General features: G+C 73.8%; 2 protein-coding genes. Both read left to right on the top strand.

Annotation, left to right across the window (positions count from 1 at the left end; all coding sequences use genetic code 11):
• The first annotated feature begins 38 nt into the window (after nt 1-38).
• On the top strand, nt 39-3,077 hold the full coding sequence (locus ACZ6RT_RS37440; protein WP_470158861.1) for an SDR family NAD(P)-dependent oxidoreductase: 3,039 nt from the start codon (nt 39-41) through the stop codon (nt 3,075-3,077).
• A 45-nt stretch (nt 3,078-3,122) separates the two neighbouring features.
• On the top strand, nt 3,123-4,753 hold a 1,631-nt coding region (locus ACZ6RT_RS37435), incomplete at its 3' end, for a type I polyketide synthase (protein WP_470158860.1).

Raw genomic sequence — 4,753 nt, 5'->3', positions numbered from 1 at the left:
CGGTGCGGGTGCGGTTGTGGTCGCAGGGTGTGGGTGCGGTGTCGTTGCAGGTGGCGGATTCGGCGGGTGCTCCGGTGGCCACGATCGGCTCCCTGATCTCCCGCCCCCTCCCGCCGGACGGCCTGCTCGCCCTCCCGGACGCCCACCGCGACCTGCTGTTCCGGGTGGACTGGGCGGCACTGCCGCCCGTCGAGATCCCCGCGGGACGCCGGTACGCGGTGCTCGGCACCGACACGCTCGGCCTGGCCGGCGCGCTGCGCGGCGCGGGCGCTGACGTGACGGAGCTGGCGAAGCTGGCCGCGGCGGGGGAGATCCCGGAGCTGGTGTTCACCTCCCTCACCGGATCCCCGGACGGACCCGCAGCCCAGGACACCGAGAACGCAGAGAACACCGGGAACACCGGAGGTGACGCGACCCCGGACGAGGTCCGGACGGCGACGTGCCGGGCGCTGGAGCTGGTCCAGGAGTGGCTGGCCGACGGGCGGTTCGCCTCGGCGCGCCTCGTCGTGGTCACCCGGGGCGCCGCGGCCGTGAACGGCCAGGACGTCACCGACCTGGCCGGTGCCGCCGCGCTGGGCCTGCTGCGCGCCGCCCAGTCGGAGAACCCCGGCCGCGTCGTGCTGGTCGACCTGGACGACCGGGCCGTGCCCGGCACCGTCCTGGAGGCCGCCACCGTTCCGGACGAGCCCCAGCTCGCCGTACGGGAGGGAGCCCTGTGGGTGCCCCGCCTGGCGCGGGCGGCCACCGGTGGCGGTGGTCTGGTGCCGCCCGCGGGGACGGCGCACTGGCGGCTGGACGCGCCGGTCAAGGGCAGCCTGTCGGACCTGGCACTGGTCGCCGCCCCCGAGACGGGCCGGGAGCTGGGCCCGCGGGAGGTGCGGGTCTCCGTCCGCGCCGCCGGGCTCAACTTCCGCGACGTCGTCGTGGCGCTCGGCATGGTCCCCGAACGCGACGTGCCCATGGGAGGCGAGGCGTCCGGCGTGGTGCTGGAGGTCGGCTCCGAGGTGGACGACCTGGTCCCGGGCGACCGGGTGACGGGTCTGCTGGACGGGGCGTTCGGCCCGGTCGGGGTGACCGACCGGCGGCTGCTGGCCCCGATGCCCGAGGGCTGGACCTTCGAGCAGGCCGCCTCCGTGCCCGGCGTGTTCCTGACGGCCTACCACGGCCTCAGGTACGTGGCGCGGCTGGAAGCGGGAGAGTCGGTGCTGGTGCACGCCGGTGCCGGTGGTGTGGGCATGGCCGCGATCCAGCTCGCCCACCACTTCGGCGCGCAGGTGTACGCGACCGCGTCGCCGGCCAAGTGGGAGGTGCTGCGCTCGCTGGGGGTTCCGGACGAGCGGATCTCCTCCTCGCGGGACCTGGACTTCGAGGAGTACTTCGCGCAGGCCAGTGGCGGGCGTGGGGTGGACGTGGTGCTGAACTCGCTGGCGCGCGAGTTCGTGGACGCCTCCCTGCGCCTGCTGCCCCGAGGCGGCCGGTTCGTCGAGATGGGCAAGACCGACATCCGTGACGCCACCGAAATCGCGAACACCTACCCCGGCGTCGAGTACGCGGCCTTCGACCTCATCGACTCCGGCCCCGACCACATCCACGGCATGCTGGCGGAGGTGCTGGAGCTGTTTGGCCGTGGGGTGTTGCGGCCGTTGCCGGTGCGTTCGTGGGACGTGCGCAGGGCGCCGGAGGCGTTCCGGTTCCTGTCGCAGGCCCGTCATGTGGGCAAGGTCGTGTTGCGGATGCCGCAGACGTTCGGTCCGGGTGGCACGGTGCTGGTGACCGGTGCGGGCACGCTGGGTGCTTTGGTGGCGCGGCATCTGGTGCGGGTGCACGGGGTGCGGGATCTGGTGTTGACCAGTCGTCGTGGCCGTGCGGCGGCGGGGATGGCGGAGCTGGAGCACGAGCTGGCCGAGGCGGGTGCGCGGGTGCGGGTGCAGGCCTGTGACGTGGCCGACCGGCAGGCGCTGGCGCGGTTGCTGGCGTCGATCCCGGCCGATCGCCCTTTGTCGGGGGTGGTGCACACGGCGGGGGTGCTGGATGACGGGATCGTCGAGACGTTGACGGCCGAGCGGGTGGGTGCGGTGTTGCGTCCCAAGGTGGGCGCGGCCTGGAACCTGCACGAGCTGACCAGGGAGATGGACCTGTCGGCGTTCGTGCTCTTCTCCTCGGCCGCCGCGGTGCTGGACGGATCCGGCCAGGCGGGGTACGCCGCGGCCAACGCGTTCCTGGACGCGCTGGCCGCGCACCGCAGGGCCGACGGCCTGCCCGCGGTCTCGATCGCCTGGGGCTTCTGGAACCAGCGCAGCGACATGACCGGCCACCTCGGCGACGCCGAGGTCGAGCGGATGGCCCGCTCCGGACTGGTCGGGCTGACGTCCGAGGAGGGACTGGCGCTGTTCGACGCCGCCCGCGCGGTGGACGAGGCACTGCTGGTGCCCATCCACCTCGACCTGGCGGCGATGCGCACCGGCACCGGCACCCCACCGGCGCTGCTGCGCGGCCTCGTCCACTCCCCGGCCCGCCGGGTCGTGCGGGCCGCCGGGGCCACCGGCGCCGCCCCCACCGCGTCCGCGCTGGAGGACCGGCTGGCGAGCCTGACCGCGGACGAGCAGCTGACCTTCCTGGTACGCCTCGTCTGCGCCGAGGCGGCCGGGGTGCTCGGGCACGCGAGCCTGGACGCGGTGGAGCCGGAACGGGCGTTCAAGGAGCTGGGCTTCGACTCGCTCACCGCCGTCGAGCTGCGCAACCGGCTCAACGCCGCCACCGGGCTGCGGCTGTCCACCACGCTCGTCTTCGACCACCCCAACCCGACCGTGCTCGCCGGCCACATCAGGGACGAGATCGCCCCCGCCGCCGCCGACCCCTCCGCGGCACTGCTCGCCGAGGTGGACCGGCTGGAGAGCGCCCTGTACGCGGCGGACAGCGCAGACCACGCCACGATCACCGCCCGGCTGCGGGCGCTGGTCCGCAAGTGGGACGACACGCACGGCGGCCCGGTGGAGACCGAGCCGGAGCAGGACTTCGAGTCGGTCACGGACGACGAGCTCTTCGCGGTCCTCGACGAGGAACTCGGCACCTCCTGAACCCCCCTGACGAATCCCTACTGCACCGAGGCTGGTTGACGTCCCATGGCGAATGACGACAAGTTGCGTGACTACCTCAAGCGCGCCACCGCAGACCTGCAGCACGCCCGCCGCCGCCTGCGCGACACCGAGGCCAGGCAGCGTGAACCCATCGCGATCGTGGCCATGAGCTGCCGCCTCCCCGGCGGGGTGAACAGTCCCGAACAACTCTGGCGGCTGGTCGACGAGGGCAGGGACGCCATGTCCGGCTTCCCCGAGGACCGCGGCTGGGACCTGGACCGGCTCTACGACCCCGACCCGGAGACGCCCGGTACCACCTACGCCCGCGAGGGCGGTTTCGTCCAGGACGCCGGCGGGTTCGACGCGGACTTCTTCGGGATGAGCCCCCGCGAGGCGCTGGCGTCCGACCCGCAGCAGCGGCTGCTGCTGGAGACCTCCTGGGAGCTGCTGGAGCGCGCCGGGATCGACCCCGCCACGATGAAGGGCAGCCGGACGGGCGTGTTCGTCGGCGCCGCCTCCAGCGGGTACGGCGTGGGACAGGGCACCTTCCCCGCCGGTGTCGAGGGCCACCTGCTGACGGGCACCTCCACCGCCGTCATGTCGGGCCGGATCTCCTACACGCTCGGCCTCGAAGGGCCCGCGATCACCACCGACACGGCCTGCTCGTCCTCCCTGGTGACCCTGCAGATGGCCTGCGAGTCCCTGCGCAGGGACGAGTGCGCCATGGCCATCGCCGGCGGCGTCACCATCATCTTCACCCCCGAGATCTTCGTGGAGTTCAGCCGCCAGCGGGGCCTGGCCCCCGACAGCCGCTGCAAGGCCTTCGCCGAGGCCGCGGACGGCACCGCCTTCTCCGAGGGCATCGGCCTGGTGCTGCTGGAGCGGCTCTCGGACGCCCGCCGCAACGGCCACCCGGTGCTCGCGGTGGTGCGGGGCGGCGCGGTCAACCAGGACGGCGCCAGCAACGGCCTGTCCGCGCCCAACGGCCCCTCCCAGCAGCGCGTCATCCGCCAGGCCCTGGTCAACTCCGAGCTGGTCCCCTCCGACGTGGACGCCGTCGAGGCGCACGGGACGGGCACCATGCTGGGCGACCCGATCGAGGCCCAGGCGCTGCTGGCCGTCTACGGCCAGGACCGGCCCGCCGACCGGCCGCTCTGGCTCGGGTCGGTGAAGTCCAACATCGGCCACACCCAGGCCGCCGCCGGCGTGGCGAGCGTCATCAAGGTGGTCATGGCCCTCCGGCACGGCGTACTGCCCAGGACGCTGCACGTGGACGCCCCCACCTCGCACGTGGACTGGTCGGCCGGCGCGGTCTCGCTGCTGACCGAGCCGGTCGAGCTGCCGCAGAACGACCACCCGCGCCGCATCGGGATCTCCGGCTTCGGCATCAGCGGCACCAACGCGCACGTCATCGTCGAGCAGGCCCCCGCCGACGTCGAGGTCGCCTCCGACGTCCCGGCCGTCGAGCCGCCCCCCGGCCTTCCGGTGCCGGTCGTGGTGTCGGGCCGTGGTGAGGAGGGGGTGCGGGCCCAGGCGGGCCGGCTGGCGGAGTTCGTGGCCGACGGAGGTACCGGCGTCGGTGGGCTGGTGGATGTGGGGTATTCGCTGGTGGTGACGCGGGCGGGGTTCGATCACCGTGGTGTGGTGGTGGGTGCCGATCGTGCGGGGGTGGTGGC

It is taken from the genome of Streptosporangium sp. NPDC050148, assembly GCF_055586505.1.
Note: the sequence above shows the minus strand (reverse complement) of the source record. Positions and strands in the feature narration are given on the sequence as shown.